Consider the following 421-nt stretch of genomic DNA (forward strand, 5'->3'; position numbering starts at 1 on the left):
ATGGTGGAGTCCGCGATCTCGACGCTCACCATCGGCATCACCTTCGCGATCGTCGCGCTGTCGCTGACCGTGCTCACCGGGTACGCGGGCGAGATGAACCTGGCGCCACTGTCTTTCGGCGCGGTCGCCACGATCGTGGTGTACCACTTCGGGATCTCCGGCTCGGGCCTGGCCCAGCGCCTCACCGTGCTGGGTGTGGTGCTCGGCGTCCTGGTGGCGGCACTGGTCGGCGGCCTGGTCGCGTTGCCCGCACTGCGTCTGCGCGGCCTGTACCTGGCGCTCGCGACCATGGCGTTCGGCGTGTTCCTGTCCAACATGGTGCTGCGTGACACCACCGAGCACGAGCTGTTCGGGGTGAAGTTCTCCATCTTCACCGGTGGCTCCCTGGTGATCCCGCCGCTCAAGGTGGGCCCGCTTGACC

At 67.7% G+C, this 421-nt stretch carries 1 protein-coding gene; it reads left to right on the forward strand.

The genetic code is table 11. The features are described from left to right. On the forward strand, positions 1–421 hold a 421-nt coding region (locus AC1DYG_RS20075; RefSeq protein ID WP_477641599.1), incomplete at both ends, for an ABC transporter permease subunit.

It is taken from the genome of Pedococcus sp. P1_H8 (assembly GCF_056405175.1).